General features: G+C 38.0%; 20 protein-coding genes, 1 tRNA gene and 1 pseudogene. 11 read left to right on the top strand and 11 right to left on the bottom strand.

Going from position 1 to position 16455, the window contains the following annotated elements; all coding sequences use genetic code 11:
* From AXA65_RS15225 to AXA65_RS15205, 6 genes are read left to right on the top strand one after another with little or no spacing between them, the layout of a single operon-like run.
* Positions 1-270 carry a hypothetical protein gene (locus AXA65_RS15225; RefSeq protein WP_063970929.1) on the top strand — a complete coding sequence of 90 codons (270 nt, stop codon included), beginning with the start codon at positions 1-3 and terminating at the stop codon, positions 268-270.
* 4 nt (positions 271-274) lie between these two features.
* On the top strand, positions 275-1570 hold the full coding sequence (gene traM, locus AXA65_RS15220; RefSeq protein WP_063970928.1) for a conjugative transposon protein TraM: 1296 nt from the start codon (positions 275-277) through the stop codon (positions 1568-1570).
* A 19-nt stretch (positions 1571-1589) separates the two neighbouring features.
* A complete protein-coding gene (locus AXA65_RS20345; protein ID WP_235630763.1) occupies positions 1590-2048 on the top strand; it encodes a DUF4138 domain-containing protein in 459 nt (152 codons plus the stop codon).
* A gap of 2 nt (positions 2049-2050) precedes the next feature.
* Positions 2051-2491, top strand: coding sequence for a DUF4138 domain-containing protein (locus AXA65_RS20340; protein ID WP_410492747.1), 441 nt, complete (start codon positions 2051-2053; stop codon positions 2489-2491).
* A gap of 1 nt (position 2492) precedes the next feature.
* Complete coding sequence (locus AXA65_RS15210; RefSeq protein WP_063970927.1) at positions 2493-3053, top strand: conjugal transfer protein TraO; 561 nt, start codon at positions 2493-2495, stop codon at positions 3051-3053.
* 12 nt (positions 3054-3065) lie between these two features.
* The gene (locus AXA65_RS15205; protein ID WP_063970926.1) at positions 3066-3506 is read left to right on the top strand and encodes a TraQ conjugal transfer family protein; all 441 of its coding nucleotides are present in this window, start codon (positions 3066-3068) and stop codon (positions 3504-3506) included.
* Between the two features lie 312 nt (positions 3507-3818).
* On the opposite strand, the gene AXA65_RS15200 is transcribed toward AXA65_RS15205, so the two are convergent.
* From AXA65_RS15200 to AXA65_RS15190, 3 genes are all read right to left on the bottom strand, one after another.
* Positions 3819-4262: a JAB domain-containing protein gene (locus AXA65_RS15200; RefSeq protein WP_063970925.1), complete on the bottom strand. Its 444-nt coding sequence runs from the start codon at positions 4260-4262 to the stop codon at positions 3819-3821.
* A gap of 61 nt (positions 4263-4323) precedes the next feature.
* The gene (locus AXA65_RS15195) at positions 4324-5397 is read right to left on the bottom strand and encodes a DUF932 domain-containing protein (RefSeq protein WP_063970924.1); all 1074 of its coding nucleotides are present in this window, start codon (positions 5395-5397) and stop codon (positions 4324-4326) included.
* A gap of 42 nt (positions 5398-5439) precedes the next feature.
* Entirely contained in the window at positions 5440-5850 is a 411-nt protein-coding gene (locus AXA65_RS15190) for a single-stranded DNA-binding protein (protein ID WP_034979998.1), read from the bottom strand.
* 682 nt (positions 5851-6532) lie between these two features.
* On the opposite strand from AXA65_RS15190, the gene AXA65_RS20420 reads away from it, so the two are divergent.
* From AXA65_RS20420 to AXA65_RS20590, 3 genes and pseudogenes are all read left to right on the top strand, one after another.
* The gene (locus AXA65_RS20420) at positions 6533-7423 is read left to right on the top strand and encodes a Fic family protein (RefSeq protein ID WP_063970923.1); all 891 of its coding nucleotides are present in this window, start codon (positions 6533-6535) and stop codon (positions 7421-7423) included.
* Positions 7424-7511: 88 nt separating this feature from the next.
* A complete protein-coding gene (locus tag AXA65_RS19740) occupies positions 7512-7673 on the top strand; it encodes a DUF2624 family protein (RefSeq protein ID WP_117590505.1) in 162 nt (53 codons plus the stop codon).
* Positions 7674-7691: 18 nt separating this feature from the next.
* Positions 7692-8678 (top strand): annotated as a pseudogene (locus AXA65_RS20590) (recombinase family protein); the annotation flags it as partial.
* Positions 8679-9216: 538 nt separating this feature from the next.
* On the opposite strand, the gene AXA65_RS15180 reads toward AXA65_RS20590, so the two are convergent.
* Positions 9217-9298: transfer RNA gene (locus AXA65_RS15180), tRNA-Leu, on the bottom strand.
* Between the two features lie 117 nt (positions 9299-9415).
* Positions 9416-10183, bottom strand: a complete 768-nt coding sequence (locus tag AXA65_RS15175; protein ID WP_063970922.1) for an MBL fold metallo-hydrolase — start codon at positions 10181-10183, stop codon at positions 9416-9418.
* 54 nt (positions 10184-10237) lie between these two features.
* On the opposite strand from AXA65_RS15175, the gene AXA65_RS15170 reads away from it, so the two are divergent.
* Positions 10238-11662 carry a hypothetical protein gene (locus AXA65_RS15170; protein WP_063970993.1) on the top strand — a complete coding sequence of 475 codons (1425 nt, stop codon included), beginning with the start codon at positions 10238-10240 and terminating at the stop codon, positions 11660-11662.
* Between the two features lie 4 nt (positions 11663-11666).
* Positions 11667-12113, top strand: a complete 447-nt coding sequence (locus AXA65_RS15165; RefSeq protein WP_063970921.1) for a GAF domain-containing protein — start codon at positions 11667-11669, stop codon at positions 12111-12113.
* 71 nt (positions 12114-12184) lie between these two features.
* On the opposite strand, the gene AXA65_RS15160 is transcribed toward AXA65_RS15165, so the two are convergent.
* From AXA65_RS15160 to AXA65_RS15135, 6 genes are all read right to left on the bottom strand, one after another.
* Positions 12185-12910 (bottom strand): ABC transporter substrate-binding protein, encoded by a 726-nt coding sequence (locus tag AXA65_RS15160; RefSeq protein WP_063970920.1) that lies wholly within the window; start codon positions 12908-12910, stop codon positions 12185-12187.
* A 209-nt stretch (positions 12911-13119) separates the two neighbouring features.
* Entirely contained in the window at positions 13120-13698 is a 579-nt protein-coding gene (locus AXA65_RS15155; protein ID WP_063970919.1) for a DUF5606 domain-containing protein, read from the bottom strand.
* 74 nt (positions 13699-13772) lie between these two features.
* Positions 13773-14345, bottom strand: coding sequence for a peptide deformylase (def, locus tag AXA65_RS15150; protein WP_063970918.1), 573 nt, complete (start codon positions 14343-14345; stop codon positions 13773-13775).
* Positions 14342-14755, bottom strand: coding sequence for a Holliday junction resolvase RuvX (ruvX, locus tag AXA65_RS15145; protein WP_063970917.1), 414 nt, complete (start codon positions 14753-14755; stop codon positions 14342-14344). Before ruvX ends, def begins: the two co-directional genes overlap by 4 nt.
* 117 nt (positions 14756-14872) lie before the next feature.
* On the bottom strand, positions 14873-15466 hold the full coding sequence (locus tag AXA65_RS15140; RefSeq protein ID WP_063970916.1) for a hypothetical protein: 594 nt from the start codon (positions 15464-15466) through the stop codon (positions 14873-14875).
* Between the two features lie 38 nt (positions 15467-15504).
* Entirely contained in the window at positions 15505-15993 is a 489-nt protein-coding gene (locus AXA65_RS15135) for an RNA polymerase sigma factor (protein ID WP_063970915.1), read from the bottom strand.
* Positions 15994-16455: the final 462 nt, after the last annotated feature.

Genomic DNA, 16455 nt, shown 5'->3' with positions numbered 1-16455 from the left:
ATGAAAAAAATAAGAGATAAAATAGAACACCACATTTGGTGTGCAGACAGAAAATGGAAGGCGCTTCCTGAGAAGCGGCAAAGGTACTTCACCAAACTATTTTTTACAGGTTACGCAGTTCTCACCTTACTGGTGCTCGTCAGCGTAGTCATCTCGACAGGAAATAAGACCAACACGATGCTGATCGATCACATCAGGACGATTTCGGACCGTAGTAGTGTGGAAAAAGTCGCGAATGATAATCACACAAATGTCCCCCTTAAAAAATAGAGCGATGAAAGATTCAGATAAAATCAAGATCACTGAAAGTGACACTCCACTATTGGAACAAGAATCCAGAGGTCATCAGAATCTGCAGTGGGAGAGAATCAAGAGACCACTGATCTATTTTTTGATGGCAGCGGTATGTGCGGGCTGTTTCTACCTCATTTTTAAGCCCAAGGACGATAAAATTGCGGAAGAGTCAGGCTTCAATGCAGGAATACCACAGGCAAAGGATGATCAGATGCAGTCTGATAAACAGAAGGCTTATGAGCAGCAGCTGTTGGAACAAAAGAATGAGGAGAAGAAGAATGCGATGACCAGTTTATCTGATTACTGGAATGACAGCAGCAACACCGCCCAAAGTTCTGATCAAGCCCTATTGAAAAAAAATTCAGATGGCTTGTCACAGTCTAATCAGAGTGCAGTCAATAGCTACCGCAATGCACAGCAGACTTTGGGTTCCTTCTACAGCAGGGATGAGCAGGAAGTGATTAACCTCAGAAAAGAAATTTCAAGGTTAAAGAACGAAGCTTCACAAAATAATGCTGCGCCTGCGGGACTCGCGGTTAATGACCAGCTGGAACTGATGGAAAAATCCTACCAGATGGCTGCAAAATATCTTCCCCAAACTACAAAGCAGGAACAACCTCCATCAAAGGAAGAGGATGTGAAGCAGTCCACTGGAAATAAGCTATTGCTAACAGCAGTACAGCCAGCGCAGCTAAATGTTGTTTCGTCATTGTACAGGGAACCATCGGACAGTGCCTTTCTGGCTGGACTGAATGATAATAGGCTATTTGGGACTCAAAATCACGATACAAATACTGGGTATTCTAAAAATGCGATCAAAGGCATTGTACAGGAGACAAAGACGATGACCACAGAAAGTACATTATCGATCAGGCTCTCCGAAGGTATGCGGGTCGGGCGTACTGAGATTCCCTCTGGAACTTTACTTAAAGCTACCTGTAAATTTCAAAATGGGCGACTGCAGCTGGTCATCTCATCGATCGAATATAAGGGCAGTATCTATCCTGTAGAGATCAATGTTTATGACAACGATGGTCAGCTGGGTCTGTCGATCCCGTCTTCACAGGAACAAAACGCAGTGACCGACATCGTCGGAAGTATGGGGCAAACTTCAGGTACCAACATTATGATGACGCAGTCGGCAGGTCAACAGATTGCTGCAGATATGAGCAGGGGTCTGGTGCAAGGCCTATCAAACTATTTTCAAAAACGGGTGAGGCAGTTAAAAGTTACAGTAAAGGCTGGTCATGAGGTGTTTCTTGTCCCCAAAAAATAACCAATTAAATAATAAAAAAATGAACAAAATAAAAAGCCATTACCTATTGATGATCGTACTTATGTTTTCGCTGAGCAGACTGTCTGCTCAGGATTCCATTTTAATGTACCAACCACTGGAAGAGGCAAAGTTAGAACCTTACAAAATGCAGGTCACCTATAACAAGACCTCACATCTGCTGTTTCCCTCGCGCATTCGCTATGTTGACCTTGGGAGTGATCTCCTGATCGCCAGCAAGGCAGAACCTGTCGGCAATGTATTAAGGATCAAGTCTGCCGTGAGGGATTTCGAAGAGGAAACCAATTTTTCGGTGATCACCGAAGACGGGAAATTTTACAGCTTCGATGTGTATTACAGTTCATACCCAGATGTACTCAGCTATGATCTGTTAAAGCAGCAACGACGCATGGAACAGCATATTCCACGGATGTCTTGTTTGAAGACCTTAACGGAAACTCCTCATCTCTTACGGAACTGATTATGGAAAACCTATATGAAAAAAGCGGTAGAACCATTAAACACATCTCTTCCAAAAGCTATGGGATACAGTTTTCAGTCCGGGCATTACACGTGAATGACAATAAATTCTATTTCACATTACAGGTTAACAATAACAGCAATGTGTCTTTCGATATCGATCTGATCAATTTTAAAATAGTTGATAAGAAGAATTTGAAAAGGACGGTCGTTCAGGACAAACTTTTAGAGCCGCTCCGTGTTTACACACCAGTGACTTTGGCATTTCACCATTCCGATATATCAGGGGTTTATCTGCTGGATCAGTTTACCCTTTTAAAGGATCAGGTTTTGGAAATTGAAATTCTGGAAAAGAATGGCGGAAGGCATCAGAAGATTCAGCTTGAAAATAAAGACCTCATCAATGCCAGACTGATCGGCGGTTTAACCATAAAAACGAAGTAAGATGAAAAGGATATTTTTATTAACAGCATTGCTGCTAACGATAGGTATTAAGTCGTTTGCCCAGCAAATGATCCCCAAGCAAAAAGGATTTGAAATATCATATTCAGTATTTCCGCAATCGCCTGAAAAGCAAAATTATGCCTTAACTGCAGGGCTAATCTCATACGCAAAGAACGGTAATTATCTTTTCGGACTGGCTGAGTACAGCAGAAAATACGAAGAATATAACAATTATGATATTCCAATCGATACTTTCACCTTCAACGGAGGTTACAGTCTCTATCTGTGGGGAGATCGGATGAGAAATGTCAATATCAATGTGGGTATCGGCGGGATTGCAGGTTATCAGCTGATCAATAGGGGAGATGAAATGATCTACGACGGCTCCATACTTAACTCAACCGAGAGTTTTATTTACGGCGCAAATGGTAAACTGTCCATAGAAAGTTATCTGACAGACCATTGGGTCTTTTTGGTCAATGGGCAGTTACGCTTTTTGCAAAACAGCCAGCTTGGTCACTTCCAGTCGCTGTTTGGTTTCGGAACGCGGTATAATTTTTAAATAATTTATAGGATGAAAAATTTGATCAATAATCAATTCTTGACATTATTCAAGTATTCGATGTTAATTTTATTAATCGGTTTTGTCTCTACTTCCTGTCAAACCAACGATCTGGAAATTCAACAGGATTTTCCTTTTGAAGTTCAAATAATGCCCGTACCCAGTGACATAGCAGAGAATGAAACAATAGAAATTCGTATTTCACTCATTACTCCTTCGAACTTTAATGGAACAACATACAGTATTCGCTACTTCCAGTATGAAGGTGCTGGTCAGCTTCAATATTACAGCGACCCATCATATCTACCGAATGACGAGTATCTACTAAAGCAAAAGCAATTCAGATTATACTATACATCTAAAGCTTCCGAATCACACCAATTCAGTATTTGGATCAAAGATAGTTTTGGAAATGAAAAAAGGGTAGATTTTGAATTTGACAATGCGTCGTAAAATTTTTAAGTGACTTATGACGGCTTGGTTTTAAACCAAGCCGTTTTTTATTAGGACGGTCAACGCAAAATCAGGTCAATATCGGCAATGGAAGATATGTTGAAGATCATCATCAATGAATTAAAAATTCATTCACAAACCTCACAACTTTTATGAAATTGGACGGCAATGTGTGGCAGGTCATAGTAGTTGTATCATATCTATCTGCGAAAAGACGTTTCCGACCTTTGGAAGGAATTGTCTTTTCGCCCGAATTTGAAAATACACGACAATTTTAATATTGCCGTGTATTTTATTAATTACAAAAACTATTTATAAATGACCCTGGTCGGCAAACGATAAATGACCGGTTGACGTCAGGATGCAATGATCCAGTAATTTAATGTTAAGGAATTCGGATGCACTTTTAATGCTTTGAGTAATTTTCAAATCCTCGGCAGAAGGTTTCAAATTTCCGGAAGGATGATTGTGAGCCAATATCACAGCTGAAGCGTTGCAAAGCAGTGCCGCCTGCATAATGATACGGACATCGACCACCGTAGAAGAAATTCCCGATTCAGAAATTTTCCTGATCCCTAAAACCTTATGAGCCTGATTGAGATACAGGGCAAAAAAAGATTCTCTATAATCCATTTCATCACGGTCAAAGTGCTGACGGAATACATCTACGGCATCCCGTGAACTACCGACCAATCTCTCAGAATTTCCTTTTCTGGAATAGCTTAATTTTATCTCGTTGACAATATTAAATTTCATAGGAGTTGCTCTTGTACGGCAGAGACTTGAATTTCCCGTACTTAAATTTTAAAACTGATAGTTAATTCATAATTAAAGTTTCTGCGCCAGATCGGGCAAACTTGTCGCAAAGATCAAAAGCCTTTTGAGACTTTAACTGTGCGGTTCCTCCCAAGACTATGGACTGAAGTTTGGCTTCATTATCCTTGTAATTTCGGACATTCTGAAAGTAACCTGTAACAGCATTGTAAGCACCAAACAAAGTTCCTTTAGTGGTTTCGGTCTGTTGGCTTTCGCTGATCATCGCATAGGCGAATGCATCATCAACGGTATTTTTAAATACGGTTGACAGATCATCAAAATTTCCTTTTTGTAAATGGTTCAAGGTTTCTTTATTAGGACACAGTGCCAACTGAATTAATTTTTTTATTTCATCATCCCCGACGGTGATTTTTGCCCAATGATTAAAAGTACTTTCCAATTCAGTACTCAATTTATTCGCTAAACCCATCACTTTGTGAGCATCTTCCAAACGCTGTTTTGCGCCTGCGGTATGTCTGATCCGCACCACATTGCTCATATTTTTTAGGGAAGCATTTAAAGTGTTCTGACAGACAATTCGCACAGGGGTAAACGCGGCGGTGATGCTTCCGCTTCCGTCGTGGGAGGTGGTAAGAAAAATATATTTTTCCGTAATATCGTCACCGTTTCCAACTCTAATATAATCGGGTAATTTAGCTGTGATAAATATGCGTTCACCATTTCCCAAAGCTCCAGCGGTCTCGTATAAGATTCCATCACCACCGCCTACAATAGCATCAAAAAACGAAAAGGCTTCACGGTTTTGTACGATATGGTAATCTTTTCCAACCACGCCTAACACAGTATTGTTATCGGTGCGAATATTAGCGAAATAGTTTGAAACTTCCAATTCTGAATCGATCATTTCTATGCCGTTGGTATTTTCGATAATGCCGGCACCTTTAGTAAACAGGGGAGACTTTTCAACCTCGTAGTCAAGTCCTGCAAATTTAATGGCTTCTTCACTGGTCGGGTAGTCCTTTACGACCTGCCCCAAGTTGTGCCATGCTTTTTCCTTTACGCTGAAAAATGAATATTTTCCTGTTCTGTTGTTGAAATTTAAATTGTGTGCCATGATGTTGGTATTTTGATTGTTAGAGAATTTTGTTTGGTTGTTTTAAAATGGGAGGTCATCATCCTTGTCGCTGGAACTAGAATTAGAATTAGAAATTTCCTTCTCAGCTGTTTTATTCGACGTAGCAGACTTGTTTTCAGTTCGCTTATTACTGCTGTGAACTTTGATCTGTGAGGTGTGGAAATTCAAACCTGCATGAGGCTCTCCGTCCTTGCCTAACCAAGCAGAGGTGTATGCTCTACCGCTTAATTCCACCAAAGTGCCTTTTGTTAAAAAGTCCGCAACTTTCGGAGAGATCCAATAGGCGCATTCAAAATACGTGGTCTGTTCGATCCGTTCGCCTTGCTTGTTGCGATAATTGTCATTCGTAGCAATTGAAAAATTAACTACCTTTTTTTCATTTGGCAAGTTGCGCACTTCCGCATCCCTTGTCAGTCTTCCGATAATGTTCATAACCGTAGGTTTTTAAAGATTGTACATTTTGATCTGTTCTCAATCTCTTCTCCGTCCTTTCTCTGAAAGCCCTTTGGGCTTCGCTGAATATTTTTCAAAAGAAAAACCGGAAAAAAGAAAGCAGATAATTTTAGCGGGCAAAGGGGAAAGCCAAAAGGAAACGGAATAATTGGAGGGTACCTTCAGGGAGGAAACCGTTTATGCCGTAGTCTTTTGGCTGGCAGAAGAATAGATGAACGATATACCTTAGCTGCCTTTTTACCGGTTTATTATGAGAAATTTTTATGACTGTAAAATCGAAATAAAATCATATCAGTAAACAACTGATCAAAGAATTCGAAATGAGGATACGTTCTAATCTACAGTGAATAAGGATAATTTGTTTAATGCTCTAAAGAACAATTTCTCAAGAGGTAACAAACTTTCAGAAAATACGAAACGCTGTCTCGTATTTCTACTGTGAAAACATATTATGAAATCCCGTTCCATAATTATTTATTGGCATCGTCAATGTTTATTAAATTTAAATGAAGTAAATAGAGGGATAACAATGAAAGCTGGCATAAATTGTTAAACTTGTCGAAAACAGATTTTATTTTTATTTACCTTTAACGGCAAATAAATGATATATTTGCACATATAAATAATGTAATTTTTGCCGATGAAGGCTATCTAGAATCTTATGAAATATATATCAGTAGCAGAATTTTCCAAAAAATGGAACATACCTGAAAGAACTGTCAGGAATTACTGTGCGCATGGCAGGATTAACGGTTCGTTCTTAACTGGTAAAACCTATAATATTCCAGAGGATGCGCTTCCTCCTTCAAAAGAAAGTAAAAAGAAGTTTAGTAAAAATCCTTTGCTGAACAAACTGAAGGAAGAGAAAGAAATGAAGCTCAAGGGCGGCATTTATCACAGAACCCAGATCGATCTGACGTACAACTCAAATAGAATAGAAGGAAGTAGGCTAACATTAGATCAGACAAGATATATTTTTGAAACAAATACGGTCGGGGTTTCGAAGGAAAGTATCAATGTAGATGACATCATAGAAACTACAAATCACTTTAGAGCTATTGATCTCATAATTGATAAGGCTAAATCAAAATTAACTGAATCATTAATAAAAGAGCTTCATTTCTTACTAAAGTCCGGAACATCTGATAGTGCTAAAGACTGGTTTAATGTTGGGGAATACAAGAAATTGCCGAATGAAGTTGGAGGTAATGAAACTACAGCACCGGGCAAAGTAGCAACTAGAATGAAAGAGATTTTATCTGAATACAACGATATTCAAAATAAAACCATTGAGGACATTATTGCCTTTCACTATCAGTTCGAAATTATTCACCCTTTTCAAGACGGAAATGGTCGTGTTGGCAGATTGATTATGTTTAAAGAATGCTTAGCTAACAACGTTATTCCATTTATTATTGATGAAGAGCTAAAGCTATTTTATTACAGAGGATTACAGGAATGGGAAAATATTAGAGGTTATCTTCTTGATACCTGCCTAACTGCCCAAGATAACTACAATGCCATTCTGAAATATTTTGAAATTCAAGAGTAAAAGCACATCTAAGCCAAGTGTATCAATTAAATACATTAATTAATAGTTGTTGGATTAGCCGAATATTTTTATTTAAAAGATTTCGGTTATGGAAAAGAACATTGAAATTAAAAATATAAGCACTGAAGAGATTATCAAAATTCTCAAAGAAGAGGAGGAAATTGAGTTAACTATTGAGGAAGCTGAACAAATTGTAGAATTTCTAAAAATGCTATTGACAGTCACAATAAGGGAGTTTTTAGATGAATAATATTTTAAGATTGTAGAAATGAAAAAAGCCGATTTATATATTCGTGTGTCAACCGATGAGCAGGCAGATAAAGGTTATTCCCAAAGAGACCAGGAAGAAAGACTGAGGCGATACTGTGAGAATAATAGTATCGTAGTGGGACAGGTCATTTATGAAGATTATTCCGCCAAAACCTTTAACAGGCCTGAATGGCTTAAGCTGCTTGATACTCTTAAGAAAAAGAGCTCCAAAACCAATTTATTGTTGTTTACCAAATGGGACCGTTTTAGCAGAAACGCTGGTGATGCCTATCAAATGATCAATATCCTGAAAAAGCTCAATGTTGATCCGCAAGCCATTGAACAACCTTTAGATCTTTCAATTCCCGAGAACAAGATGATGCTGGCTATCTATCTTGCAGCACCGGAAGTTGAAAATGACAGGCGTGCCTTGAATACCTACTATGGAATGCGTCGTGCCAGAAAAGAAGGAAGATTAATGGGAAGGGCGCCCTATGGATATGTGAATAAGATCACGGAAAACGGGAAGAAGTATGTCACTCAAAAAGAACCGGAAGCTTCCAATATGAAATGGGCATTTAATGAAATGGCGAAAGGTGTTTATTCTGCCAGCCAGATTATGGATATGATGAATAGGAGGGAAGGGAAAACTGTAAAAGTTAGTTCTTTTCTTGCTGGCTTGAGGAATACTGCATATTGCGGAAAAATTTATGTAGAACAATACAATGACGAAGAGGCCCATTATGTTCCAAGTATCCATGAACCTTTGATCAGTGAGGAGTTATTCGAAAAAGTGCAGAATATAATGAATGGCAATGCAAATCTTGCCAGACCCAATGTTAAAGTACTGTCTGACGATAATCTTCCACTGAGAGGATTCCTTCTATGCCCGGAATGTGGACATTTAATTACAGGCAGTGCATCTACAGGACACTCCAAGAAATATTATTACTATCACTGTCAGTCACCATGCGGATATCGTTATAGAGCAGAAATCATCAACAATAAATTCCTGGAATTACTGCAAGCATTAGAGATGAGGGAGTCCATTAAAAAATATTTGAGAAAGGTCTTGAAACAAAATTTTGAGAAGTTTATCGATAATCCTCAACATCAAAGAAAAAAGATATTAATGGAAATAGATGGATTGAATAACAGGTTAAAGTCGGCAAGAAACAAACTGTTGGAAGATGTCATTGATAATGAGGAATACTTGGAAATTAAGACTGATTGCAAGGACAAAATTGAAAAGTTAGAAAGCAACCTGACCAAAGTAAAAGATAAAAACAAAATAGATTTTCCGAAACTACTTGACCATGCATTATCGAACGTTGTAGATCTTGCTAAAGTCTTTAGTAGTGGGGATATCACATTAAAACGTCAAATAATTAGTTCGATATTCCCTGAAAAATTGGAATTTTTTGAAAATCATTATCGAACTATTAGACCCAACGTTTTGCTGTCCTATATCTATCAGATTAACAATGATTTACGAGCTAAAAAAAACCGGAAAAATAGTGAATTATCACCTCTTTCCGGTCTTGTACCCAGTGCCGGAATCGAACCGGCACATCTTTCGATACTAGAGTTTGAGTCTAGCGCGTCTACCAATTCCGCCAACTGGGCTGATGTTTGTTTTAAATTGGTGTGCAAATATAGAAATATTTTTGACCCGATAAAAATGATTTTAGATAATTTTTACTTTTATTTTTTAACGAACTGTAAATCAAAAATATATTTTTATTAAAATTCGATTTCCAGACCGTCATAAGCCAAATGAACGTTGTCAGGAAGCTCATTTTCCACTTCATCATGGAATCCCAATTGATGACTGATGTGAATGAGGTAGGTTTTTTTAGGTTTAAGTTCATCTACCAACGCCAAAACTTGGGGCAAAATGAAATGGGAATGATGAGGTTCGCTCTTTCGAAGACAATTGATGATGAGAAGATCCAGGTTCTTCAACTTCTCCTTTTCCTTGTCATCAATTTTACTGGCATCGGTAATGTAAACCAGATCTTTAAATTTAAAACCTAAAATATTGATCTCCGAATGAATGATATCGATCGGCTGAACTTCTACTTCATCAAACAATTTGAAATCATCTTCGATCTCATGAAGGTCGAAACTGGGCGCACCAGGATATTTTTGTTCCGAGAAGGCGTAGGGGAATCTCTCTTTGATCTCAACTGCAACCCGCGAATTACAGTAGATCGGCATCGAGGATTTATTTTTAAAGATCAACGGACGAAGGTCATCCAGACCGATGATGTGGTCATTGTGTTCGTGTGTGATGAGAACTGCGTCGATCTGTTCCTCATGATTCATCAACATTTGTTGACGAAAATCGGGGCCACAGTCAATTAAGATCTTCTTTCCAGAATCCGAAGTTATTAGTGCAGAAGTACGTAAACGTTTGTCTTTTTGGTTGGTAGAAAGGCAGACCGGATGATGGCTGCCGATAACAGGAATGCCTTGCGAAGTACCGGTTCCTAAAAATTTTAAAAGCATTTTTATTTTTGCTGTTATTTTGGTAAATTTACAAAATAAATCTAATTCTTCGTGATAAAGCCAAAACTTACCCCTAAGCAGAAAGCATTAGCCATCAATTTAGATTCATCCATCTACGGTACTTTTGCCGAGATTGGAGCGGGTCAAGAAACAGTGAGACATTTTTTCCGAGCTGGTGGTGCTTCTCAAACAATTGCAAAAGCGATGTCTGCTTATGATAAGGACTTTAGTGATGCCATCTACGGCACCGAAAACAAAAACCGATACGTTACGCAAAACCGTCTCCGCAAAATGCTGCGCTACGAAATGGCTCTCATCGAAGAAAGGATCCCGAGAGAGAAAAATCCAGGGAAAAAATTCTTTTCTTACGCCAATACGGTAACGACGATCAATTTCGATAAAACCTCCAAAGGCCACGGCTGGGTAGGTATCAGATACCAAAATTCTGAAAGCGAGGAATACAATGAGATCGTGATCCACGTCAAATTCAAAGAGACCAATCCGACTTTGCAACAGGAAACTTTGGGAAGTTTGGGTGTCAATTTGATCTACGGCGCTTATTTCTATATCGATAATCCGAGAGTTCTTGTAGAATCTTTATATGATGATCTATCTCTTGATCGTCTGGAGATCGACATGATAGACTTCAGCGGACCGGCTTTCCAATATGTGGACAACCGTCTGATGAGTCTTCAGTTGGTGAAATTGGGAATGACAGACGCGGTGATCTTCAACTCCAAAGGAAGCAATATGCTGCCTGCGGATATCCTTTACAAGAAAAATATTTTTGCAGTAAGAGGAAGTTTTCGTCCTGTAACACGCGTCAATATTGATATGTTCGAGCACGGTTTGGACCTATTCAACCAAGATAATGCCTGCGACAGTGAGAATACGCAGATCTTATTTGAAATTACAATTTCGAATCTAAGAGCGGCTGGTGATATTGATGAAAGAGATTTCCTGGACAGGGTGGATATCCTTGGAACTTTAGGTTACACGGTGATGATCTCCAACTTCTCAGAATATTATAGGATGGTGGATTATTTCTCATCATTTACCAATCAACATATCGGTGTTGCAATGGGAGTTAACAACCTATTGGACGTTTTTGATGAGGAGTATTACAAGAATTTGCCGGGCGGAATTTTGGAAGCCTTTGGTAAGTTCTTCAAAAAGGATATGCGCGTTTACTTGTATCCTTACAAAGACCCTGAGAATGGCGAATTGCTGACCTCAGAGAACTTGAAAGTGCACGATAATCTGAAAGAATTATACAAATACTTCAAGCTCAACAAGAGAATTGTTGACATCGAAAAATATAATCCGAAATTCCTGGAGATCTATTCCAGAGAGATCCTGAAAAAGATCATGGCCCACGATCTGGGTTGGGAAGAGGAATTGCCGAAGAGTGTGGCACAAATGATAAAAGAGCGAGGCATGTTCGGATATAAAGAATTAACTTTTGAAGGATTAAAATAAAAAAATGGTAGAGCTAAAAAAACGACTTTCAGTAATTTTGGAAAGTCCACAAGAGACAAATGTGAAACTTCTGAAAGTTTGTCAGGTTTTGGATAAGGAGATCTCTTATTACAACTGGACAGGATTTTACTTCAAAAATGGCGATAAGGATGAGTTGGCTCTTGGACCATACGTTGGTGCAGTGACCGATCACGTGATCATTCCGTTTGGAAAAGGGATCTGCGGCCAGGTAGCGGTTTCTGGGGAGACTTTCGTAGTTCCTGACGTTCACGCTCAGGATAATTATTTGTCTTGTTCCATCGATACAAAAGCAGAGATCGTGGTTCCGATCTTTAAAGACGGCGAAAACATCGGACAGATCGATATCGACAGCCATTCCATCGATCCTTTCACCAAAGAAGACGAGGAATTGCTGAACTGGCTTTGTGAGGAGGTTGCGAAGGTTTTGTAGAATATTAAAATCAGAATTAAATATATAAAGTCGTAAATTTATTTTGCGACTTTTTTTATAATCTAATTTTGTTAATTAATTTCCTTCAGAAGGTTTTGATAATATTCCCCACACTTCGCCAAGTGCGAACCATACCACGAAAAAGCCTCACCATCCACGATCATAATCTTCTGATCCACACAAATAGCCTGGATTTCCGCAACATGTTTTTCTTTAAATGGAAAAGGTTCCGAAGAAAGGAAAATCAGGTCTGCTTCCTTTAGGTCTTCCAATTGAACTTCGGGATAACGTTTTTGGTCTTTAAATAAATTTTCAAATCCTAATTCTTCCATGATCCTTGAAATAAAAGTATCGCCCCCAACCGTCATGTAAGGATCTTTCCAGATCAGATAAGCCACTTTTAATTTGTTTTCAGGCTTCGGAATATCAAAAGCTTCGTAGGTTTTAATATTGAAATATTGCGCTTTTTCTTCCTTCCCAAATAGATGGCCAAGTTGCTTGATCAAATAATAATTGTCTTCCAAAGTCTCCACATTCGTCAATAAAACTTTGAAGTCCTTCGTCAGTTCCTCAACCTGTTCTTTCACATTCTCCTCTTTGTTAGCAATGATGAGGTCAGGTTTCAAAGCTTTGATTTTCTCAATATTGAGGTTTTTCGTTCCGCCAATGATCTCAACATCTTTTACCAATTCTTTCGGATGAATGCAGAATTTTGTCCGTCCGACAATTTCCTCAGAAGTCAAACCAAGATCGAACAAGGTTTCCGTAATCGATGGAACTAGCGAAATAACTTTCATACAATAAGGAATTTATTTATTGGAAATGCTTCGAGAGCCTCAGCATAACAACAAATATTAAACTTGGGTTGATAGGACTGTCGGCCTGAGGCTCTCGAAGACTCTATCACAAAAAAAACTCTCTCAAAAATAAACATTTCTGAGAGAGTTTTATAATTTGAAATTAATATCAAATTTCCTCCCTTTAGGGTAGGGAAAGAAAATTTATTTTATTGATCTTCTTTTTTAGTCGTTTTCTTAGCTGCTGGTTTTTTAGCTGCCGGTTTTTCTTCAGTTGCTTCTTCCGTTTTTGGAGCTGCTTTCTTAGCAGGTGCTTTTTTAGCTGCAGGTTTTTTCTCTGCTGCTTCTTCCGTTTTTTCTTCAGCAACTACCACTTCAGAAGGTGCATCTGTTTTTACGAAACTTTCTGGTGTGATGTAGCCAGCTTTGTGCAAAAGGTTATACCATTGCGCCAGTTTCTTGATATCAGATTCGTAAACTCTTTCCACATCATAGTTAGGAAGAGAAGCGGTCATGAATGCTCTTAGCTCATCGCCAGAAGATTTGTGGCTGATTGTTGGTTTGTAATCGTAGTTTTTTGCAACATTTTCAAAAACTTCGAACAATGGAACTTCTTTGTCAAAAGTGAACATCGCAATATTGTCCAACAAACTTACTTGACTTGAGTTTGAGATGCTTGTTTTCTTTTTAGTCGAGATATCCTCAACGATAAATCCGTTCTTTAGTTGAGAAACCAATTTGAAAAGTCCCGGTTTTCCGGAGATTGAAATAATTTTTTCTAACTGCATTTTAGTATGTTTTCTTTAATCTATTTAATATTTATTTATCTAAATTCTAATATCTAACTTCTAGAATCTGATTTTTACTTCGGAAACCTCATTTTGTAATTCACGCTCACGTCGCCGTTTGCGATCTTCTGTAGTTTTCCTTTTACGATTTTCTTCTTCAAAGCACTCAGGTGGTCTGTGAAAAGAATTCCTTCGATATGGTCGTATTCGTGTTGAATCACTCTAGCTCTGATGTCCTTAAAAGTATCGGTATGTTTAACGAAATTTTCGTCGTAATATTCTATTTTGATGGTAGATTTTCGCTTCACATCTTCTCGTACTTCCGGGATGCTGAGACAGCCTTCGTTGAACTTCCATTCCTCGCCAGATTCTTCCAGGATCTGTGCGTTGATGAACACTTTTTTGAAGTCTTTTAATTCGTCCGCAATATCTTCATAATCTTCATCATCTGCAAGAGGCGAAACGTCTATGATGAAAAGACGAATGTCCAGTCCAATTTGTGGAGCGGCCAAACCAATTCCGTTAGCACCATTCATCGTATCGAACATATTTTCGATAAGCGTTTTCAGCTCAGGATAATCTTTGTTGATTTCCTGTGCTTTTCTTCTCAAAACAGAGTCGCCAAAGGCTCTAATTGGTAAAATCATCTTTTTTGTTCTAAAAAATTCTGCAATATGATCGTTGCACTTACTTTGTCGATCAATCCTTTTTCCTGTCTTTGTTTCTTGTTCTTTCCGCTTTGGCTAATGAAAAAAGAAGCCATTTTGGAAGTGAAACGCTCATCCAGACGATTGATCTTTTTATCAGGAAATTCCTTCTCGAAGATGGAAATGAATTTCTGGATCTCGGTCTCGATGTCGGACATATTTCCTTTCAGGTCTGTGGGAAGTCCTACGACAATTTCGTCCACTGCGTTTTCGGAAAAGTATTTTTTCAGAAAATCCAAAAGTTTTGGTGTTTCCACCGTCGTCAGCCCGCTTGCGATGATCTGCATGTCGTCTGTAACGGCGATTCCCGTTCTTGCCTTTCCGTAGTCGATTGCCAGGATCTGTCCCATAAGTTCGCAAATTTACAAAAATTTTCAGCTTATGAAAATCAGATGCTTATTAATGAAAATAAAAAGCCGCAAACTTTTGAATTTGGGACCTTAATATTGATAAAATCAAACTAATATCTACTTCTTTATCTCCTCAACCAAAACTTCGATCTTCCTGATATATTTTCCATAAAAATGTTGGAACCACCAATTTCCAATGAAATATAATATTGACAATCCTATCACAACTGAACCAATAAAAACCAAGGTCAAATAACCGTTTGTGTAATGATGCGTGTATGGAATAGATTCTATGATAATGATCATTTCACAGACGAAAAACGGAACAAAACTCAGATAAAAAGAAAGATAATATTGCTTGTTAAGGTCAAACTGATGAAGAAGATCTTTCAACGAATCCAAAGTTCCCAAAGCCGGATTGCTGATCTCTTTATAAAGTTTAAAGAATTTGCTGAAGAAGAACACCGTCACCAATGTCATAGAGATCACTAAAATTTCGATATAGAGATTGAATCTGAAAGGCAACGGAAAAAACCAGATTGCAATCAAAATAAATGGCATCAGAATAACGGTTGACCAAAATTCATAGCGCATATTTTTCCTGATACGTTCCAAAGGATGATGCAGTTGTCTCTGCTTCTCAGGCGAGATCTCCGGCGTTTCGGAAACATCCTCCTTATTCCAAAGTGATTTTAAATTATCGAGTTCCATATTTTTAATTTTATTAGATGCTTGCTAATAATTAACAATTAATCATTAATGATTTCTCTCAGTTTTTCCTTCGCACGATTCAGTTTCACCCGCGCATTTCCCTCCGAGATTCCCATTTGTTCCGCCATTTCTTTCCCGGAAAAATCTTCCAAATAATAGAAGATCAGGGCTTTGTCGATTGGATTTAGTTTTTGGATGGCTTCATACATTTGCTTCAGTTTCAGCTCATCTTCCAGATTGTAATCTTCCTCTTTGATTTTATAAACCGAAACATCATCGTTCTGAATAAAGCTCCGTCGCTTTTCCGATTTCAAAAAAATAATCGCCGTATTCAATGCAATTCTGTAAAGCCAGGTTGAGAATTCGGATTTACCTTCGAAGCTCGAAAAAGACTTCCAAACCTGATAAACGATCTCCTGAAAGAGGTCATTTTGGTCATCACGATTGTCCATATACATTTTGGAGATCTTGAAAATAATCCCTTTATGTTTATCGATTTTCTCTAAAAATTCTTTCTCAGAATCCATTCTTGCTTTAACTCTATTCGGTTAGTACAAATAAAAATAATTTGTTACAAAATAAAAATATTTTGGGCAGCTTTTCCGCCTTCCGTTCCCAATCTTTTTTGCAGACGATTTCAGTTTAAATAGAAATTGGTTACAAGCAAAAAAGGATTTCCACTCAAGTCGGGCTGCGGTTTTCCGTATAAATCACCTGTCTATATAAAACCACAATTTTGTCTATCCGTAGCAATCTAAACGTTGACATTCTTTCAGGATCACAAACTGTATGTTTTTAATAGTTTCTCTTTGATGAGTTTGCAGTTTATACTGAGCCTGTCGAAGTGCCTTTGCAAACCTTAAAATGTTTTCAATAATATCAAAAAAATCTTTGCGGACTTTGCGTTCAAAAAAACACAGTAATTTTTCATAATTTTGTAATGATTAAAAATCCTCTAATCTTTTAATCATTTAATTCTTTAATCTTTT

Source organism: Chryseobacterium sp. FP211-J200, from assembly GCF_001643375.1.
Classification (GTDB): Bacteria; Bacteroidota; Bacteroidia; order Flavobacteriales; family Weeksellaceae; genus Epilithonimonas; species Epilithonimonas ginsengisoli.
The sequence above is the reverse complement of the archived record's forward strand: the minus strand, read 5'-3'. Positions and strand labels throughout refer to the sequence as shown.